Here is a 15,359-nt window from a genome sequence, read left to right as displayed (position 1 = left end):
CCAAAGAAGCACATGGCCAAAATATTCTGCGTTGCCAACCAAAAGGGCGGGGTGGGCAAAACCACCACCACGGTCAATCTGGCGGCGGGGTTGGCCAAGGTCGGCCAGCGCGTGCTGATGATCGACCTGGACCCACAGGGCAACGCCACCATGGGGTCGGGCGTGGACAAACGCAAGCTCGAACTCACGGTGTACGACGTGTTGCTCGAATCCGCGTCGGTGCTGGAGGCGCGGGTGCACAGCGAGAAATGCGGCTACGACGTACTCGGTGCCAACCGCGAGCTGGCCGGCGCCGAGGTCGAGCTGGTCGATGTCGAGCGCCGTGAAAAGCGGCTCAAGCTGGCGCTGGCGGACGTCGGCGAGCACTATGACTTCGTGCTAATCGATTGCCCGCCCTCGCTTTCGATGCTGACGCTCAACGGCCTGTGCTGTGCCCATGGCGTGATCGTGCCCATGCAGTGCGAGTACTTTGCGCTCGAGGGCCTGACGGATCTGGTCAACACCATCAAGCAGGTGCATGCCAACCTCAACAAGGACCTGGCCATCATCGGCCTGCTGCGTGTCATGTTCGATCCGCGCATCACCCTGCAGCAGCAGGTCAGCGACCAGCTGAAATCACATTTTGGCGACAAGGTGTTCAACACCGTGATCCCGCGCAATGTGCGGCTCGCCGAAGCGCCGAGTTACGGCCTGCCCGGCGTGGTGTTTGACCCGTCGTCCAAAGGGGCGCAGGCGTTTGTTGCCTTTGCCGAAGAGATGGTCGAGCGCATTCAGAAGATGCCATGAAGCGTGCGATCCCTCACCCGACAATCTCTGTTTCGGGTTCGCTTGCTATTAAAAAGATAGCGCCCGAGGGCAATAGGCCCTCGGCAAATGAGGCGTCCCAGGCTTGGGACGCCATACCCGCACCGATCTGTCCCGTGTGCGCCGGCGCGACTGGTTGGTTTGATGTTGTTGACTTCAACAAGAACTGTGCCGAACCCCGCGGCGTTTTCCTGCCGCTGGCGGGGCGCTCGGTTTACTACGCGCGTTGCAGCGGCTGCGGGTTTTGCTTTGCGCCGGCGCTGCATCGTTGGTCGGCGCAGGATATGGCAAACCGTATCTATAACGCGGACTATGCTGTTGTGGACCCGGACTATATCGAGGTGCGCCCAAAAGCCTCGGCGGACATGTTGTGCCAGATGTTCGCGCAACTGGCCGGCAGCGATGTGCCGCATTTGGACTACGGTAGCGGTAGTGGACGGCTTTCGGAGTTGCTTCAGGAAAGGGGTTGGCGGTCGATTTCGTATGACCCTTTCGTGCCGGACTCCAGGGCACCCGAACCCAGACGGCATTTTGGTTTGATCACGGCTTTCGAAGTATTCGAGCACGTGGCGGATGTGCAGGCACTCATGGATTTTCTGGAGGACCATCTCGCGCCCGATGGCCTGTTGGTGTTCAGCACACTGCTCAGCGACGGTGCGATTCAGCCGGGAAAACGCCTGGACTGGTGGTACGCCTGTCCGCGGAATGGGCACATCAGCCTCTTCAGCAAGAAAAGTCTGACCTTGTTGCTGCAGCGGTGTGGCATACATGGCTTCGCCAGTTCGGGTCCCGGCTTTCATATTGCCTGTCGGGAGCGCTGGCCTCACTGGGCACAGCACCTCATTTCAAATGGTCAACAGTAAGAACGTCCTGATCCTCCCCGGCTGGCAGAACAGCGGCCCCGACCACTGGCAAAGCCGCTGGGAGCGGGCGCACGGTTACCAGCGTGTCGAGCAGCACGACTGGATGCGTCCGCTGCGTGGCGACTGGATTGCGCGGCTCGAAGAGGTCCTGCTGTCCTGCGAAGAGCCGGCCGTGCTGGTGGCGCACAGCCTGGGCTGCATCCAGATCGCGGCCTGGGCTTCGCACTCCAAAAACACGGCCTGTGTCAAAGCGGCCCTGATGGTGGCGCCGCCCGATGCGGAGCGCGAGGACCTGCGCCAGGTTCTGCCGGGCTGGGCGCCGGTGCCGGTGCAGCCTCTGCCCTTTGAGGCCCTGGTGGTGGCCAGTAGCGACGACCCGTTTTGCGCGCCCGCGCGGGCAGCGCAGTTTGCTGTCGCCTGGGGCGCCAGGTCGATCGACGCCGGTGCGCGCGGCCACCTCAATGCCGAAAGCGGCCTGGGCGACTGGCCCGAGGCCCACGAACACCTCATGCGGTTGATGCGTTTCTGACGCCTCGCCACCCTATCTGAACCAGAGAAAGACAAGACACCATGGTTACCAAAAAACCCAAAGGCCTGGGCCGCGGACTCGAAGCCCTGCTGGGCCCCAAAGTCAGCGAAGCCGGCGATGCCGACCAGGGCAACAGCAGCGCCACCAGTCCCGGCCAGCCGGCCTCGCTGCTGCTGACCGACCTGGTCGCCGGCCAGTACCAGCCGCGCACCCGCATGGACGAGGGCGCGCTCTACGAGCTGGCCGAGTCCATCAAGGTGCAGGGCATCATGCAGCCGATCCTGGTGCGGCGCCTGAGCAGCGGCGCCAACGACGGCAAGTACGAAATCATTGCCGGCGAGCGGCGCTTCCGTGCGGCGAAAATCGCCGGCCTGGACAGCGTGCCGGTGCTGGTGCGCGACGTGCCCGACGAGTCCGCCGCGGCCATGGCGCTGATTGAAAACATCCAGCGCGAAGACCTCAACCCGCTGGAAGAAGCCCAGGGTTTGCAACGCCTGGTCAAAGAGTTTGGGCTCACTCACGAAATGGCGGCGCAGGCCGTGGGACGCTCGCGCAGCGCCGCCTCCAACCTGCTGCGCCTGCTGAACTTGGCCGAGCCGGTGCAGACCATGCTGATGGCCGGCGACATCGACATGGGCCATGCCCGGGCACTGCTGGCGCTGGACCGGGCCACACAGATCACCGCCGGCAACCAGATTGCGGCCAAAAAAATGTCGGTGCGCGAGGCCGAAAGCCTGGTCAAGAAGCTCAGCGCCGAGTTCTCGCTCAAGCCGCAGAAAAACACCAAGGAAAAATCGCGCGACACCCGCCGCGTGGAAGAAGAGCTGGCCGACCTGCTGATGGCCGACGTCGAAGTCCGCGTGAAAAAGCAGGTCAAGCGCAACGGCCGGCGCGAGGACACCGGCGAAGTCGCCATCCAGTTCGCCTCCCTGGACGAGCTGAACGGGCTGATCGAGCGTTTGCGCGGCAATAAATAGGTCCGGCCGCTACTGGGCGGGCGCGGGCGGCTATCAATGTTATAGCGCCGGCCGGACCCGCAGTTCCGGTTCGGGGATCGCGACAAAGGCCAACCGCTGGGCCAGCGGCATGAAATCGTCCGCAAACTGCGTCAGCAGGGCGCACATGGCGCGCAGCGCCTGCGCTTCGTCGGCCGTGATCGGTCGGTCAAAACCCGCCGCCTTGTCCTGGCCGGCCAGCTCGATCAGCGCCTCCCAGTCGGTGGACGCGGGGCTGTGCTCCAGCGCGGCGCGCACCCCGGGCAGGCGTTTTTCCAGCATGCGCAGGAAGACATTCAGGCGCACCCAGCGCTGCTCGTCCCAGCCGGTGATGCGGGTGGCGTCGGCCGCCGGCAGGTAGCGCCGGATCAGGTCGTCGGCCGCCTCCAGGCCCCGGTTGGCGACACTCGTGATGGTGTCCGCCGGCATGTTCAGGTTCAGCCCACCTTCCTGCGGGTGCAGCCGCAGGCGCACCACACGGTCGCGCACGCCCGGCATGCGCGCCAGGGTGTTGTCGTTCCACTCCTGCATGGTGTTGACCAGCGCGGACAGGAAGCCGCCCATGCGGCTGCCGGGACGGCCTTGCTCGTCAAAACGCTGCCAGCGTTCACCGTAACCGTAGTAGTAGCGGGTGGGCAGAAAGGTCATGTTGGCGCGCCCGGGCAGCTTGGGCTCCAGGGTGATGCCAAACGTGGGCCACGCCGGCACCAGGCCGTCAAACATGTGAATCGGAAAGTTGGACGAGAGCCCGCCATCGGAGAACCAGCAGCGCTTGAAGCTGCGCCTGCCCACCCCTTCCTTCGCGTCATAGTCGATGGCCCACAGGGGAACCGCCGCAAACAGCAGCGGAAAACTCAGGCTCATGCGGGCCGCCAGCACGATCGGGAAATCCTTCGGTGCCGGCAATTCCAGCAGCCCCTGGCCGTCGGCTGTGGCCGGGTCCCAAGTCGCCCGGTCGGGGGCCAGTTCGTAGGCCTGGCTGTGGTCGGTTAGCCAGGCGAGCACCTCGGCGGGCAGGTAGCGCGCCAGCTCCTCGCGGCGATAAAACAGCCGCTGCCGCGTGGCGGCATGTTGTCCCTGGCTGCGCTGCGGGTCCGCTTCCTCGAAGGGCAGCACATAGGGCCGGCCATGCGACAGGTTGGTGGTGAACATCTGCAGGTGGATCGACTTGGCCGGCACGGTCGATGGCAACTGGCTGCCCTCGGGCGGAAAGCCGGGGGCGTCCCAGAGGTCGCCGAAGGTCAGCGGCGGGTCGCCCGGCGCGCGTCCCGCGGCCTGCTGGATGGTGTCGTGGAGCCAGGGGGTGAGGGCCGGGTCGGCATGACCGGGTTCGCTCATGCCGGTGCACAGTCCGAAGCCGTTGGCCGTGACCTGGCGCGTGACATCGCGGTAAACCCCCCAGAGCACCAGGCCGGTACACGCCAGCAGAAAGGTCAGCACGCCGGCCAGCAGGCTGCTGTACATGCCGGCCGCCACGGCCAGCACCAGCGCAGCCAGGCTGGCCGCCCAGTAGGCCTGCAGCAGCCCGCGCACGATGTGGAACACTCGGCGCCAGGTGCCGCCGCGGTTCAGCGCCAGCACCAGCACCGAGAACAGCCGTTGCGTGGCCTGTTGTGGCTGGAACAGGCGCAGCAGGCGACTGGCGCCCTGCGGGTCCGGCCGCTGGCCGAGTTCGTCCGGCAGGCGGGCAAGGTGCTCGAACCCCGCCATGCTGCCGGTGTGCCGCCGGCGGTACTCCGCGGCGGCGGTCACGGCCGCCGCAATGGCGCCGGCCGAGGAGCCGCCGATGTTCTTGAAGTGGTAGTGCGCCGCCAGCCGGCTGATGGCCTTGGGGTAAACAATGCCGCTGGTGACGCCGCCTTTCATTACCAAGTCGCAAAACCGGTCTTTGGGCGGGGAGGGGTGTTCGTTCATGGCGTCCTCGGGGGTGCGGGAGGACGACCACCCTAACGACAAAACAGGCGGCGCGCAAGCACAGCTCGGGGTAGGCCCCCGCCAGGAAAGCGGCCAGCGCCGGCGTCAGGCCGCCGCGGCCTTCACAGCGTGAAGATCTTGCCCGGGTTCATGATGTTGTGCGGGTCCAGTGCGCGTTTGATGGTGCGCATCATGTCCACCGCACCGTTGCCGGCTTCGGTCACCAGAAAGTCCATCTTGTGCAGGCCCACGCCGTGTTCGCCGGTGCAGGTGCCTTCCAGGCGCAACGCGCGTGCCACCAGCGTGTGGTTCAGCGCCTCGGCGGCCACGCGTTCTTCCGGCTTGTCCGGATCGATCAGGTAGCCGAAGTGGAAGTTGCCGTCGCCGACATGGCCGACGAGGAAGTAGGGGATACCGCTGGCATCGGCTTCGCTGACCGAGTCGAGCAGGCAGTCGGCCAGGCGCGAGATCGGCACGCAGGTGTCGGTCGAGATCGCGCGGCAACCCGGCTTGGACTGAATGGCCGCAAAGTAGGCGTTGTGCCGCGCGGTCCACAGGCGCGTGCGTTCCTCGGGCGTGCTGGCCCATTCAAAGGCGTTGCCGCCCAGGTCAGTCGCGATTTCCTGCACCGTTTCGGCCTGTTCCTTGACGCTGTTGGGCGAGCCGTGAAACTCCATCAGCAGCATGGGTTCCTCGCGCAGGCCGAGTTTGGCGTAGGCATTGACCATGCGCACCGTGTTGGCGTCGATCAGCTCGACGCGGGCAATCGGAACCCCGAGCTGGATGATCTGGATGGTGGTGCGCACCGCGGCCTCGATGCTCGGGAAGGAGCAGATCGCGGCCGAGATCGCCTCGGGCAATGGATACAGCTTGACGGTGATTTCAGTGATCACACCCAGCGTGCCTTCACTGCCCACCATCAGGCGCGTCAGGTCGTAACCGGCCGATGACTTCTTGGCGCGGGTGCCGGTGCGGATGATGTCGCCGCTGGCGGTGACCACTTCCAGTGCCAGCACGTTCTCACGCATGGTGCCGTAACGCACGGCGTTGGTGCCGCTGGCGCGCGTGGCGCTCATGCCGCCTATCGTCGCATCGGCGCCCGGGTCGATCGGGAAGAACAGGCCGGTGCTCTTGACCTCTTCGTTGAGTTGTTTGCGCGTCACGCCGGCCTGCACCGTCACGGTCAGGTCTTCGGCATTGATGGACAAGACCTTGTTCATGCGGCTCACGTCAATGCTGATGCCGCCCTGCACGGCCAGCAGGTGGCCTTCGAGCGAGGTGCCGACACCAAAGGGAATGACCGGCACCTGGTACTGCGCGGCCAGCCTGACCGCATCGGCCACGTCGGCCGTGCTTTCGGCAAACACCACGGCCGCCGGCGGCGGCGCCGCAAACGAGGACTCGTCGCGGCCATGCTGCTCGCGCACCACCAGGGCGGTGGAGCAGCGCTCGGCAAACCTTGTTTTCAGGGCCTCAATCAGGGCCTGCGGCACAGCGCGCAGATTGAGTTGGGGCAACAGGTGGTCGGGGTGGGTGGGGGCGTTCATGGTGTCTCCGGTCTGAAGCCCCAGTTTACGACGTGTCCGGCATCCGTGGGGGCCCACCCGGCACCCCAAGGGGCATCAGGTCCTGATCGCCGCCGCAAACTCCTCGCGCGAGACCGATTGGTCCCGGTCACTGTCGATCTGGTCGAAGCGCTGCTCGATGACCGGAAAACGGGCCGCTTCGGTGCGGTCGAGTTTGCCGTCCCTGTTCAGGTCGGCACGATCGAAGGCCGCGTCGATGTCTTGCGCGCCGGTAACGATGCGGGCTGGCGCGACCACGGGTTCGCTCACCTGTGCATGAAGGGCCAGCGCCGTGCCGACCGTCAGCGCGGCCAGCAACAGCACGCTGCGTGCTTCGAAGTTGGGAATAAAATGAGACTTAGAGGCCATGAAAGAACGGTTTCCTAGAATTGAACAGGACCTTATTGCACCGCAGCAAGTCATGTCCAGCCAGCGCTCTTTCACAGTGTTGCCTTGCTGACATACGCCACGGTTCCGACACATTTTCTTTCCTCACGTAACGCAGGCCGCGCCTGCCGGAAGTACCCGCCATGGCCAACAGACTGACCCAGATCGCCACCCGCACCGGCGACAACGGCACCACCGGGCTGGGCGACAACACCCGCGTGTCCAAGGACAGCCTGCGCGTGCATGCGATGGGCGATGTCGACGAACTCAACTCGCAGATCGGCGTGCTGCTGTGTGAAGAGATGCCGGCCGACGTGCGCGAACTGCTGGTCGAGGTGCAGCACCAGCTGTTCAACCTGGGCGGCGAGCTGTCGATTCCCGGTTTCGAACTGCTCAAGCCCGAGGCGGTGGCGCTGCTTGATGCGGCGCTTGAAAAATACAACGCGACCCTGCCGCGCCTGCAGGAGTTCATTTTGCCGGCCGGTTCGCGCGCCGCCGCGCTGGCGCATGTCTGCCGCACCGTGGCCAGGCGCGCCGAACGCGCGGTCGTGGCGCTGGACAAGGCCGAGACGCTGAACGAGTCGCCACGCCAGTACCTGAACCGCCTGAGCGACCTGCTGTTTGTGTTGTCGCGCGTGCTCAACCGCATGAACGGCGGTGACGATGTGTACTGGAAGAGCGAACGCCTGGCCCGGTCGGCCGCAGAATAAAACCACCGTGCGGCCTGCGCCGCGCGGCCAGGGCCGGCCTGGTTACTTCAGCTGTGCCCACTCCTGCGGCAACACGCGCGCCACCACCGTCCAGCGGACTCCCCCGGGGCGAAGCACCGCAGCTTCCCCCTCGGCCAGATGCGGGGCGCCGGCAACCGCGCGAAAGGGCGTGCCGTGGCCGACCAGCCAGCGGTTGCTGCCGGCCGGCACCGGGCTTGCCAGCAGCTGCCTGAGGCCGGGGTAGTCCCCGTCAGCCCCTTCGCGCAGGGCCGGGCCGGGCGTGACGCGCCCGAGCATCAGCTGGGCGGTCTGCATGGTGCGGCACATGGGGCTGGCGAGCGCCTCGCCCTGCGGCAGCTTCAGCGCCGCGATGCGTCGCCCCACGTCGCGGGCCTGGCGGCGGCCCTCGCCCGAGAGCAGGCGCTGGTTGGCGCAGTCGGCATAACTGGTCATGCCTGCATCGGTGCGTGAGAAATCGGTGGCCATGTGCCGAAAGTAAATCACGTAGCCGCCCTGGCGCAACGCAGCCCCCAGTTCCGGCAGGGCCACCGCCTGCGCAGCGTCGGGGGCGGAGGACGGCGCTGACGCGACGGCTCCGGCCACAGGCTGGGCGAGGGCGCCCAGCGGCACAACCGCCAGCACCAGCAGGGCGATTCGTCTGCGCCACTGACCAGCGGCAGGTTCGGGAGATTTCATCAGGAATGGACACCGGCGGCCGGCGTTTGGTTCCACGCCGCAGGGCGGGCGCGAAATTGCTATCGATTCAATAGCTGATGGTGCCCGCTGCAGAAGGGGCAGGCACCGATGAGATGCTTATTTCGGGGCCAGCATCGCCATCGTGATGCGCGAGACGCAGGTCAGTTCGCCGGCCTCGTTGGTCAACTCGATGGCCCAGACCTGGGTGCTGCGGCCGATGTGCACCGGCCGGGTGGTCCCGATGACCCAGCCGCTGGTGACGCCCCGCAGATGGTTGGCGTTGATGTCCAGGCCGACCGTGCGGTGACCAGCAGGCGCCGCAAAGGCGGCGCCGCAGGAGCCCAGGGTTTCGGCCAGCACGACCGACACACCGCCGTGCAGCAGGCCATAGGGCTGGCGCGTGCGTTCATCGACCGGCACGCGGGCCCGGATGAAGTCGTCGCCGACCTCCAGGAATTCGATGCCCAGGTGCGTCACGGCGCTGTTGGCGTTGTTCAAGGTGAGCAGTTCGACAGAAATCGGTTGTTTCCAGACAGGCATCGTGGTTCCACAGGCGTCAAGGGGCTTCAAAAGGGCGTGTACCCAGACTATAAAGAGATTGCGGCCTACACGTGCCGCGCAGCCAGTCTCCTAAGCTCAGGAGGGTAGATGGCAGAGGCAGATGGCAGATGGTGCAACAACGGCGGAAGGCAGCATGGCACGCAGACAAACATGGATGGTGGCCGCAGGCGGCCTGGCGGCGCTGCTGGGCGCGCTGTGGCTGGCGCTGCTGTGGTTCATCCCCAGTGACGAGGATCTGGCCGCCCACGCCGCCGGTGAACTTCAGGCCCGGCTTGGCGTGCCGGTGCGGCTGGGCGCGCTGCACTGGCGCCTGCTGCCGGTGCCGGCCGTCGTGCTGGAGGACGTGGCGACCGACCAGCCGCAGGCCATCACGGTCAGGAAGCTCACGGCTTATCCCGATCTGGGCGCGCTGCTGCAGCGACGCGTGATCCTGGACCGGGTGGAGCTCGATGGTGCGGTGGTACCGCAACTGTCCTTGCGGGCGCTGGATGCGACCTCACGTGGCGCCCCCGCGGAAACTGCGGAGGCCGCGGCCATGCCGCTGGCGAGGTTCGTGTTTCGCGACCTGACCTGGCTGTCGCGCCTTGGCGTGGCGGTGGTGTATGACGGCGAGATCGACTTCGACCCGGGCTGGCGGCCGCGCCAGGCCGTGTTGCGGCGCCCCGGGTTCACGCCGGCCACCGACCTGAGCCTGAGCCGGCAAGGGCAGGAAGACCGCTGGGCCGCCCGTATCAACCTCGGTGGCGGCACGGCCCATGGCGAGGTGCGCTTGCAGACCCGTGCCGACGGCCGCCTGGTGCTGGACGGCCAGCTGCAGCCCAGCGGGGTGGACGTGGCCAGCGCGGTGGCTGCCTTCAACCGCAAGCCGGTCATCGCCGGCAAGGCCACGGGCAAGACCGTGCTGTCGGCCCAGGCGGATACCCTGGTCGGACTGGCGCAGTCGCTGCATACCAAAACGATGTTCACCATGGGCGCCTCGACCCTGCTGCGCTTTGACCTCGACAAAGCCATTCGCAGCCTCGGCAAGGACCATGCGGGACAGACGGCCCTCGACGCGGTGTCCGGCCAGATGGATACCCAGAACACACCGCGCGGCATGGTGACGCAATTCACCGGGATCAAGGCCAGTTCAGGGGCGCTGAGTGCCTCCGGCCAGGCCCGGCTGGCCAACCGGCAGATCGAGGCCGAATTCGCGGTGGATCTGGTGGACGGCATCGTCGGCGTGCCCCTGGTGCTCAGCGGGCCGGTGGACAAGGTGGCGGTGTCGGTGCCGAAGGGCGCGGTGGCCGGCGCGCTGCTGGGCACGGCGGTGCTGCCCGGCATCGGGACGGCGATCGGCGCACGCCTGGGCGCCACCCTGGGCAGGCTGTTCGATGCCGGCCCGGATCGCCAGCCCGGCAAGACCCCACCCGCCGCGCCGGGAACCACCGCGCCCTGAGCGCCAGCCTCCCGAACCCGCCCGCCTTTTTCAGCTTGCGCTGAAGCCTGATGGCGGTGGGGACATCGCTGGCACCGGCGGGGGCACTTTGGTTACCATAGGGGCTTTCCGACGTCGGGTGGCCCTGCGTCTTCCCGGGCGCCGTGTGCCGCCAGATCATTCCCGTTTCCCCCGAGGTGTTCACCATGTCCAAGTCATCCCAGCCGTCCCCGCAGTCAGCCCCTTCTGCAGACACGCCACTGGAACGTGCGCTTGACCGGAACGAAACGGTCGAGAAAACCGTGAAACAGTCCAGCGCCGAGCTGTTTGTGATCAACGCGGTGCTCAACCAGGAAATTCCCGAACACGTCAAGACCGGGGATGTGGCGCAGGCGCTGGAAAAGACCGGCGAACTCGAAGGCAAGATCCAGGAGTCCGCCGCCGACCTCGCGCATGTCAATGAGCTGCTGGAGCAGGAAATCGACGAACGCGCGGATGTCGAGCGTGAACTCGCCGCCACCAAGGCGGCGCTGGCCAAGGCAAAGGCGAAATAGGCCCCGCTCGGGCGGGGCACGGGTTGCCTGGTTTTACTTCCTGCGGTTGAGCAGGGCGTACAGCAGGATGGCGCCAAAGGTGGCGGTGCCTATGCCGCCCAATGCGAACTGGCCGAACTTCAGCGTGAAGTCCCCGGTGCCCAGCACCAGCGTGATGGCCGCGACCAGCAGGTTCTTGTTGTCGGAAAAATCAACCTTGTTGTCGACCCAGATCTTGGCGCCGGCCACCGCAATCAGGCCGAACACCACAATGCTGACGCCGCCCATCACCGGCAGCGGAATCGCCTGGATCAGCGCGCCGAACTTGGGGCTGAAGCCCAGCACCACCGCGATCAGGCCGGCCACCACAAACACCGCGGTTGAATAGATCTTGGTGGCGGCCATCACGCCAATGTTTTCAGCGTAGGTGGTGACACCGGTGCCGCCCGACGCGCCCGACACCATGGTGGCGACACCGTCGCCGATGAAGGCCCGGCCCATGTACTGGTCGAGGTTTTTGCCGGTCATGGCGGTCACCGCCTTGATGTGGCCGAGGTTTTCCGCCACCAGGATGATCGCCACCGGCGCAATCAGCAGCATGGCATTGACGCTGAACACCGGCGCGGCAAAACCGGGCAGGCCGAACCAGGCGGCATTGGCAATCGACGAGAGGTCCACCGGTTTGCCCAGGCCCAGCCCGTTGGTCAGCAGCGCATAAATCAGCGTTGCGACGATCAGGCCGACCAGGATCAGCAGGCGCTGCACCATGCCGCGAGTCATCACGGCAACCAGCGCCACGCTGACAAAGGTCACGACCTGCATCCAGGAGTCGAAGTTGCTGGCGGCCATGTTCTTGATCGGGATGCCGGCCAGGTTCAGGCCGATCACCGCCACCACGGCCCCGGTGACCACCGGCGGCATGAAGCGTTCGATCCAGCCGGTGCCGACGGCCTGCACGATGGCGCCGATGACGGTGTACAACAGGCCGCAGGCAATGATGCCGCCCAGCGCCACGCCGATGTTGGGGTTGGGCCCCTTGCCGGCATAGGCGGTGGCGGCAATCACCACGCCGATGAAGGCAAAACTCGAGCCGAGGTAGCTCGGCACCTTGCCGCCGGTGATCAGGAAAAAAATCAGCGTGCCGATGCCGCTCATCAGGATCGCAATGTTGGGGTCAAATCCCATCAGGATGGGTGCGAGCACCGTGGCGCCGAACATCGCGATCACGTGCTGCACGCCCATCACCGCCGTTTGCGGCCAGGGCAGGCGTTCATCGGGGCCGATCACGCCACCCTGCTGCAGCACCGCGCTGCTTTTTTCCGACCAGTCCAGCATCCCCATGGCATTCCCTCCAGTTTGTTGAGTGGCGCAATGCTAGGGGTATTGGCGGGCCGGCACAAGTTATTTGATGGCGGCGCCCGCGCCGCCGCGGCGGCGAAGCTTCAGGCGACGGTCTGCGCAAACAGCCGGGTCGCGTGCAGGCCCGCCGGTGTCCAGTGCATGCTGGGCGACATGGCTGGCACCAAAAGCTGCGCATGTGCTTGCGGGTCCCGTGTGTTGGCCAGGCGCTGCTTCAGTTGCTGCAGGTCGGGGTCGAGGAGGTCCGCCTCGGGGACTGCGCTGACCACGTTGGCCGCGCGGGCCTGCCGCTGCGCCGCCAGGCGGGCCGTCGCGCGAAAGCTCGCGCGGCGCGGGGTGGCCGCTGTGGCTTCGGTGCAGGCCTGCCCGTCGGCGCTGGCTGCGCCGCGCAGCCAGTCGTGCAGCACCTGCAACTCATAGGGGCTGAACACGCCGAACATCTCGGCGCGTTCGCCTTGCAGCAGCCCCCAGAAGCGGCTCTCGCTGGCGGGTGCGCCGCGTTTGATCCAGCCCGCTTCCTGCAGCGCCGCCAGAAAACCGGGCATGTGCGCGGGCTGCGACAGCCAGTCGTTCACGCTGCGGCCGGCCACGCGGCAGTAGTCCGAATGCGCGCCGTGGCCGGCCACGCTTTTCCGCGCAAGGACGCGCAGCACTTCGGCTTCGATGTCGAAGGCCGCAATGACTTCGCGCGTGCCGGTGCCGACGCCGCTGAGCTGGCAGCCGTTGCGGACGCGGCGCCAGAAATCTCCGCTGTCGTCCAGCCTGGGCAAGGCCTCGTGCACCGCCTGGACCGCGCGCCGCGCATGGCCGCTGTCTTCGTTGTCCACCGTGACGTGCAAGGTGAAGTAGTACGGGTCGATGCCGAGCTCGTTGAGTTCATGGGACGTGATGAGGAGGTGCAGCGGCAGCTGTTCGTAACCGAGATTGAAGCCGATCACCTCGGGCAGAAATTCCTCTGCGCTCCAGCCCAGCGCCAGCTGCAGCGCGCCCTGCCGGTAGGCGTCGTCGTCCAGCCCGCCTGCCGGCTCCAGTCCGTGCTGCGCCAGCAGCTGGCGGTACAGCAGCACATGGTTCTTGTCGGCCACGCCATCACCGAGCTCTTCGAGGTAGGTGCGCACCAGGTCGCTGAAACGCGGGTTGCGCCAGTGGCGCAGCAGGCCGTAGAGCCAGGCGCCGTCGACCAGCTTGGTCGGCGCGACGCCGCGCAGGAAATACAGCGCATGTGCGCGGTTGCTGAAATAGCGGCGCGGTGCGCCGGCTTTTCTTTCTTCGAGGTAAGCCAGGTATTGCGCACGGGCCAGCTGGGCGCTCTGGTGCATCCAGGCCAACAGGTCATGCGGCGACGCCGGCAGCTCGCAGTCCTGGCCCTGTACTGCTTCCAGCTCGCCCTGCAGGAAGGCGCGGGCAGTGTGCTGCGTGGCTGCACCGGGTGCGCCTTGCAGCAGGGTGTCGTACAGCTGCTGCAGATGTCCGTCGTGCGAAGCGCGGGAAAGTGTGTTTGGCGCTGCCGTGCTGCGCGGCCCCGATGCGTGCTGGTGCGCAGGGGGCGGAGGTGACCATTCGTGGGCAGCAACAAACATGACAGGCTGGAAGAAGTGGAAGGGAAGCCAGTATTTGCCGACCGACTGCGCCGGCGTATAGGTGTTTCGCGCCCGCATCCGTGGGCGTTTTCCTACGGCCCGGGGTTCAGCAGGACCCAACCCGATCGCCACCGGCGTCGTCGAGCCAGCCCCAACCGGCGAGCCGGCGCAGATCGCTGCGCGCCACACGTTCGCCGATGTCGGTGCGGTAACGCAGGTTGGGCAGCACCACCTGGCGCGCCAGCGCATAGGCCGCGTCCCGTGCGGCAGCCACGTTGGGGCCGGTGCCGGTGGCCACGCCGACGTAGCCGGTCTGGCCGCTGGTGACCAGGTGCTCGCCGTGGCGCGCCACCTCCGCGAAGTGCAGCGCCGCGTGGTCGGCTGCCGTCATGCCCGGTCGGAAGCTCAGGGGCTCGCCCTTGGACAATTCCTCATAACCGTGGCTGTAGGGAAAGGGCGGCACCGTCAGCACCACGCCTGCCGCGTAACCCGCGCGGGTGGCGATCTGCAGGCTGTCCTGCCGGAGCATGCGCCGGAAAATCTGCTCCCAGCCTTCTTCATGCAGTGCCTCGCAGATCGCGAAACCCGGGTAGCCGAAGCGGCTGGTGAACTCCAGCGGCCACAGGCCCTGTTCGTTGACGATCATGTTGAGGTTGATGTAACCGCAGTAGCCGCCTTCGCGCAGCAGCGGCGACATCCTGGCGAGCGAGGCGGCAAACAGTCTGTCCGAACCGCGGTAGCTCACGATGGTGCCCATCTCGCCGGTCAGCTCGCCGAGCTCGCCCGGGAAAAACCGCTTGTGTTCAAAGTCGATGCAGGCCGGTGCCAGGAACTCCCGGCCGTTGAAGTAGCCGCCTATCCCCACCTCCACGCCCTGCACGAACTCCATGAGCACGAAATCGGGGCACGCGCGCGTGGCCGGGTGCGCCGCATAGGTGGCCAGCAGCGCCAGCATGTCCGAGGCGTCGTTGAGCTCGCCGATGTAGTTGCGTGTGCGCGGGCTGTCGGCGCCGTTGAACTTGAGCACGTAGCGCCCGCCCTGACGCCGCAGGAAGTCCAGCGCCGGCGCGTAGGCGGTGAAGGTATGGATGGCCGCCAGCCGCAGGCCAAAGCCCTGCAGCACCTGCTGACCGAAGGCGCGGTCGGCCTCCAGCCGGTCGCCAAAGGCGCTGCCGCCTATGACCTGGAAGCCGTCGCGCCGCAGCGCGTCCTGCGCCTGGCCCTGGGTGGCGGATTCAAACAGGGCGATGCCGTCTTCGCCGGCCTCGCGCAGCCAGCCGAGTTCGGCCTGCCAGTCGTCGGTGAAGTCCAGCATGCCGCCGTAGACGTCGCGGTAAGCCGGGTTGGCGACGGACACGCGCACCTCGTGGCCACGCTGCGTCAGGCCGTGGTACATCGCGCCCAGATCGTTGTAGTCGCCGATGCCGAGAAACCGCATGGCCTGGT

15 protein-coding genes are annotated in these 15,359 nt (G+C 66.6%); 7 read left to right on the top strand and 8 right to left on the bottom strand.

What is annotated here, in order from left to right:
* The first annotated feature begins 12 nt into the window (after positions 1–12).
* Genes AAG813_RS13205 through AAG813_RS13190 form a run of 4 tightly spaced genes read left to right on the top strand, consistent with a single transcriptional unit; the run spans position 13 to position 3,173 of the window.
* Complete coding sequence (locus AAG813_RS13205; protein WP_341916010.1) at positions 13–786, top strand: ParA family protein; 774 nt, start codon at positions 13–15, stop codon at positions 784–786.
* Positions 783–1,667 carry a class I SAM-dependent methyltransferase gene (locus AAG813_RS13200; RefSeq protein ID WP_341916009.1) on the top strand — a complete coding sequence of 295 codons (885 nt, stop codon included), beginning with the start codon at positions 783–785 and terminating at the stop codon, positions 1,665–1,667. The genes AAG813_RS13205 and AAG813_RS13200 overlap by 4 nt, the downstream gene beginning before the upstream one ends.
* Entirely contained in the window at positions 1,654–2,196 is a 543-nt protein-coding gene (locus AAG813_RS13195) for an alpha/beta hydrolase (protein ID WP_341916008.1), read from the top strand. Before AAG813_RS13200 ends, AAG813_RS13195 begins: the two co-directional genes overlap by 14 nt.
* A 41-nt stretch (positions 2,197–2,237) precedes the next feature.
* Positions 2,238–3,173 carry a ParB/RepB/Spo0J family partition protein gene (locus AAG813_RS13190; RefSeq protein WP_341916007.1) on the top strand — a complete coding sequence of 312 codons (936 nt, stop codon included), beginning with the start codon at positions 2,238–2,240 and terminating at the stop codon, positions 3,171–3,173.
* 39 nt (positions 3,174–3,212) lie between these two features.
* Here AAG813_RS13190 and AAG813_RS13185 read toward each other — a convergent pair whose 3' ends face one another.
* The 3 genes from AAG813_RS13185 to AAG813_RS13175 all read right to left on the bottom strand — a co-directional run bounded on the left by AAG813_RS13185 (position 3,213) and on the right by AAG813_RS13175 (position 7,039).
* Positions 3,213–5,105, bottom strand: a complete 1,893-nt coding sequence (locus AAG813_RS13185; protein ID WP_341916006.1) for a hypothetical protein — start codon at positions 5,103–5,105, stop codon at positions 3,213–3,215.
* A gap of 122 nt (positions 5,106–5,227) precedes the next feature.
* Complete coding sequence (locus tag AAG813_RS13180; protein ID WP_341916005.1) at positions 5,228–6,652, bottom strand: FAD-linked oxidase C-terminal domain-containing protein; 1,425 nt, start codon at positions 6,650–6,652, stop codon at positions 5,228–5,230.
* A gap of 75 nt (positions 6,653–6,727) precedes the next feature.
* Positions 6,728–7,039 (bottom strand): EF-hand domain-containing protein, encoded by a 312-nt coding sequence (locus AAG813_RS13175; protein ID WP_341916004.1) that lies wholly within the window; start codon positions 7,037–7,039, stop codon positions 6,728–6,730.
* 161 nt (positions 7,040–7,200) lie between these two features.
* Between AAG813_RS13175 and AAG813_RS13170 the strand changes: the two genes are divergently transcribed.
* Entirely contained in the window at positions 7,201–7,767 is a 567-nt protein-coding gene (locus AAG813_RS13170; protein WP_341916003.1) for a cob(I)yrinic acid a,c-diamide adenosyltransferase, read from the top strand.
* Between the two features lie 42 nt (positions 7,768–7,809).
* Here the strand turns inward: AAG813_RS13170 and AAG813_RS13165 are convergent, their stop codons facing one another.
* Positions 7,810–8,463 carry a histidine phosphatase family protein gene (locus AAG813_RS13165; protein WP_341916002.1) on the bottom strand — a complete coding sequence of 218 codons (654 nt, stop codon included), beginning with the start codon at positions 8,461–8,463 and terminating at the stop codon, positions 7,810–7,812.
* 117 nt (positions 8,464–8,580) lie between these two features.
* The gene (locus AAG813_RS13160) at positions 8,581–9,003 is read right to left on the bottom strand and encodes a hotdog fold thioesterase (protein ID WP_341916001.1); all 423 of its coding nucleotides are present in this window, start codon (positions 9,001–9,003) and stop codon (positions 8,581–8,583) included.
* 154 nt (positions 9,004–9,157) lie between these two features.
* Here AAG813_RS13160 and AAG813_RS13155 point away from each other — a divergent pair, with 154 nt between their 5' ends.
* Both AAG813_RS13155 and AAG813_RS13150 read left to right on the top strand, forming a co-directional pair.
* Entirely contained in the window at positions 9,158–10,462 is a 1,305-nt protein-coding gene (locus tag AAG813_RS13155; RefSeq protein ID WP_341916000.1) for a glycine zipper domain-containing protein, read from the top strand.
* Between the two features lie 185 nt (positions 10,463–10,647).
* Entirely contained in the window at positions 10,648–10,995 is a 348-nt protein-coding gene (locus AAG813_RS13150) for a hypothetical protein (protein ID WP_341915999.1), read from the top strand.
* Between the two features lie 33 nt (positions 10,996–11,028).
* On the opposite strand, the gene AAG813_RS13145 is transcribed toward AAG813_RS13150, so the two are convergent.
* The 3 genes from AAG813_RS13145 to AAG813_RS13135 form a co-directional block, all read right to left on the bottom strand.
* Complete coding sequence (locus AAG813_RS13145; protein WP_341915998.1) at positions 11,029–12,315, bottom strand: solute carrier family 23 protein; 1,287 nt, start codon at positions 12,313–12,315, stop codon at positions 11,029–11,031.
* Positions 12,316–12,416: 101 nt separating this feature from the next.
* Positions 12,417–13,991, bottom strand: coding sequence for an iron-containing redox enzyme family protein (locus AAG813_RS13140; RefSeq protein ID WP_341915997.1), 1,575 nt, complete (start codon positions 13,989–13,991; stop codon positions 12,417–12,419).
* Between the two features lie 28 nt (positions 13,992–14,019).
* Positions 14,020–15,351, bottom strand: a complete 1,332-nt coding sequence (locus AAG813_RS13135; RefSeq protein ID WP_341915996.1) for a phosphoribosylamine--glycine ligase — start codon at positions 15,349–15,351, stop codon at positions 14,020–14,022.
* Positions 15,352–15,359 lie beyond the last annotated feature (8 nt).

The sequence above is a fragment of the Polaromonas sp. YR568 genome, from assembly GCF_943371715.1.
Taxonomy (GTDB): Bacteria; Pseudomonadota; Gammaproteobacteria; order Burkholderiales; family Burkholderiaceae_C; genus Polaromonas.
This window is presented reverse-complemented; position numbering and strand designations above follow the sequence as displayed.

Coding starts and splice junctions, on each gene's coding strand:
- AAG813_RS13205 (WP_341916010.1), top strand. CDS start 13: ATGGCCAAAATATTCTGCGTTGCCAACCAAAAGGGCGGGGTGGGCAAA.
- AAG813_RS13200 (WP_341916009.1), top strand. CDS start 783: ATGAAGCGTGCGATCCCTCACCCGACAATCTCTGTTTCGGGTTCGCTT.
- AAG813_RS13195 (WP_341916008.1), top strand. CDS start 1,654: ATGGTCAACAGTAAGAACGTCCTGATCCTCCCCGGCTGGCAGAACAGC.
- AAG813_RS13190 (WP_341916007.1), top strand. CDS start 2,238: ATGGTTACCAAAAAACCCAAAGGCCTGGGCCGCGGACTCGAAGCCCTG.
- AAG813_RS13185 (WP_341916006.1), bottom strand. CDS start 5,105: ATGAACGAACACCCCTCCCCGCCCAAAGACCGGTTTTGCGACTTGGTA.
- AAG813_RS13180 (WP_341916005.1), bottom strand. CDS start 6,652: ATGAACGCCCCCACCCACCCCGACCACCTGTTGCCCCAACTCAATCTG.
- AAG813_RS13175 (WP_341916004.1), bottom strand. CDS start 7,039: ATGGCCTCTAAGTCTCATTTTATTCCCAACTTCGAAGCACGCAGCGTG.
- AAG813_RS13170 (WP_341916003.1), top strand. CDS start 7,201: ATGGCCAACAGACTGACCCAGATCGCCACCCGCACCGGCGACAACGGC.
- AAG813_RS13165 (WP_341916002.1), bottom strand. CDS start 8,463: ATGAAATCTCCCGAACCTGCCGCTGGTCAGTGGCGCAGACGAATCGCC.
- AAG813_RS13160 (WP_341916001.1), bottom strand. CDS start 9,003: ATGCCTGTCTGGAAACAACCGATTTCTGTCGAACTGCTCACCTTGAAC.
- AAG813_RS13155 (WP_341916000.1), top strand. CDS start 9,158: ATGGCACGCAGACAAACATGGATGGTGGCCGCAGGCGGCCTGGCGGCG.
- AAG813_RS13150 (WP_341915999.1), top strand. CDS start 10,648: ATGTCCAAGTCATCCCAGCCGTCCCCGCAGTCAGCCCCTTCTGCAGAC.
- AAG813_RS13145 (WP_341915998.1), bottom strand. CDS start 12,315: ATGGGGATGCTGGACTGGTCGGAAAAAAGCAGCGCGGTGCTGCAGCAG.
- AAG813_RS13140 (WP_341915997.1), bottom strand. CDS start 13,991: ATGCGGGCGCGAAACACCTATACGCCGGCGCAGTCGGTCGGCAAATAC.
- AAG813_RS13135 (WP_341915996.1), bottom strand. CDS start 15,351: ATGCGGTTTCTCGGCATCGGCGACTACAACGATCTGGGCGCGATGTAC.